The following is a 2,533-nucleotide window of genomic DNA, read 5'->3' as shown; positions in this document are numbered from 1 at the left end:
GGCCAAAACCTATGAAGATAAAGGTGATGACTATAACAGCATCATGGTGAAAGCACTTGCTGACCGGCTGGCTGAAGCCTTTGCTGAGTATATGCACGAGAAAGTACGTAAAGAATTCTGGTGCTACGCGCCGGATGAAGTATTGAGTAACGAAGAACTGATCAAGGAGAAGTACACAGGCATCCGTCCTGCCCCCGGCTACCCTGCCTGTCCTGACCACACAGAAAAAGCAGTACTGTTTGAACTGCTGAATGGAGAGGAAAATACCGGTGTCAATCTGACAGAACACTTTGCCATGATGCCGGCAGCGAGTGTCAGTGGTTGGTACTTCTCTCACCCGGAGTCCAAATACTTTGGTCTGGGTAAGATTGCCAGAGATCAGCTTGCTTCTTACGCCGAACGAAAAGGTATGAGTTTGGAAGAAGCCGAACGCTGGTTGCGCCCAAATCTTGAATAATCCGGTTCTTTTGAATCAGCAGGGACAGGTCTATGTTTTCAGGGATCCGTTCCTGTCACCGAAATGTTTAATCCATTACATCATTTTTACTGTCAGTCTTCAGCCCAGACATATTATCGTGAGAACCCAGCCTCGGATCACTTGAGCAAGAAAAAACTTCCGGTTTTGACAGGTGACACAGACACTTCTGTACGCATACAATCTAATATAACCATCTATAAAGCCTGAGGTTTGCTTGAAACAGCGCGTTACAACTATACTGAAATTGAGCACCCCCATCATCATCGCGATGCTGTCTCAAAGCCTCCTCAACCTTGTCGATGCTGCCCTTGTAGGCCCTCTCGGAAAAGAAGCACTTGCCGCAGTGGGTGCCGCCAGTTACGCAAACTTTGTCGCCCTCTCCCTTGTTGCAGGACTCTCTGCCGGAGTACAGGCTCAGGTAGCTCGAAGATTGGGGGCTGGTCATAGCCTTCTATGTGCGACACCCGTCAACCATGGCATCATCATCTCGCTTTTCTTTGCCTTGCCCGTCAGTCTGATACTGATGTTGTTGGCCCCCTGGATATTGCAAATTTTTAACCAGGGTGAATTGGTGCACGACACTGCCGTTATCTATTTTCGAATTCGTGTCATGTCTCTGGCTGCAGCGGCTCTTTGCCTATCTTTCAGAGGCTACTGGAATGGCACCGGTAGACCTTCAGGATTTCTTCGTATTTTGATCATCTCCCATCTGTTCAACGCATTGGTGAGTTTCTGCCTTATCTATGGCGTAGGCCCATTACCTGCAATGGGTGTTGCCGGAGCAGCGCTTGGCACCTTCCTGGCTATGTACCTCGCCGCCATGCTAAATTTGTTCAGCCTTTTGGGGGTCGCCAAAAAACAGGGGTTCATGGACTTCAAGTTTTTTATGAAACTTGACTTCAGCCAGACCATTCGACTGATTCGACTGGCTGTTCCCGATTCTCTTCAACAGATCCTGTTCTCTCTTGGCTTTATGGTGCTATTTGCCATCATTGCCCGGATGGGAACCAGTGAGCTGGCCGTAGCCCATGTTCTAATGAATATTTCTCTGTTGTTGATTTTGCCGGGTATGGGTATGGGTATGGCCGCTAATACCTTGGTGAGTCAGAGCCTGGGAGCCGGAAAACCTCATAAAGCCTGGCGCTGGGGCTGGGATATTGTCATGGTGGCAGCCACTGTGCTGCTATTTCTGAGTCTCCCTTTACTTTTTACTCCCGAGTTCCTGCTGAGTCTCTTTCTTCATCAGGAACCTCTTGTCGAGATGGGAAAGATTCCTCTTCAGCTGACCGGTATGAGTATCTTCCTTGATGCAGCTTCCCTCGTATTCACACAGGCTCTTCTGGGTGCCGGTGCCAATCGCACGGTACTGGGTATCAGAGCTGCCGGACAATGGCTAATCCTGCTACCACTGTGCTGGCTGGTTGGGCCTGTGCTGGGTCTGGGTTTGACTGCCATCTGGCTCGTTCAGGCTTTACAGAGACTGATCAGCTCACTGGCTTTTGTTATGGTCTGGCAGACCCGGAAATGGGAAAGAATCATTGTTTAGATTCGTAAAAGTGTTCGACACGACAATAACCTCCTAAATACCGGTACCATGATCCAGATTATTGTTATCCATCAGGTTATTAAGGATATCAGCATCACTGCCACCCAGGGCAAACAGGTCAACATCCTTAAAGGTCACTTTCTTCGTAACATCGCCACTGGCAGTTTCACTGATCTCCATCACCGTATCATTGCCGCTGGCAACAAAATGGAAATGCTCGTCCAGATTGTCGCTGGGATCCACCAGAATATCATCCAGCTTCAGCATGTCACCTTCATCAGTGCTGAAGTCGGTAATGATAAGCTCGGCAGGGTTTTGCGCCGTGCCGCTGGCATTGAAATCGAAGATATCAGCCCCCAGGCCGCCAGAAGCGGTGACGTCATCATGGTCAATGGTGAAAATATCGTCCCCAATATCTCCAATCAGAGTATCCAAACCAGCACTGGAACTATGGTCAAAGCCTACTACCCGGTCACTGATGCTAACCACATCATTACCACTGCTATCGC

At 49.1% G+C, this 2,533-nt stretch carries 3 protein-coding genes; 2 read left to right on the top strand and 1 reads right to left on the bottom strand.

Annotated elements, in window-relative coordinates; translation table 11 throughout:
• Together KDK18_RS04090 and KDK18_RS04085 are read left to right on the top strand one after the other, a co-directional pair.
• Positions 1 to 457 (top strand): vitamin B12 dependent-methionine synthase activation domain-containing protein (locus tag KDK18_RS04090; protein ID WP_306670854.1); only part of this gene is annotated, 457 nt, incomplete at its 5' end.
• A gap of 265 nt (positions 458 to 722) precedes the next feature.
• Positions 723 to 2,024 carry an MATE family efflux transporter gene (locus KDK18_RS04085; RefSeq protein ID WP_257253397.1) on the top strand — a complete coding sequence of 434 codons (1,302 nt, stop codon included), beginning with the start codon at positions 723 to 725 and terminating at the stop codon, positions 2,022 to 2,024.
• A 33-nt stretch (positions 2,025 to 2,057) separates the two neighbouring features.
• Here KDK18_RS04085 and KDK18_RS14540 read toward each other — a convergent pair.
• A partial coding sequence (locus KDK18_RS14540; protein ID WP_306670853.1) for a type I secretion C-terminal target domain-containing protein occupies positions 2,058 to 2,533 on the bottom strand: 476 nt, incomplete at its 5' end.

It is taken from the genome of Endozoicomonas sp. SESOKO3 (assembly GCF_024606255.1).
Note: the sequence above shows the minus strand (reverse complement) of the source record. Positions and strands in the feature narration are given on the sequence as shown.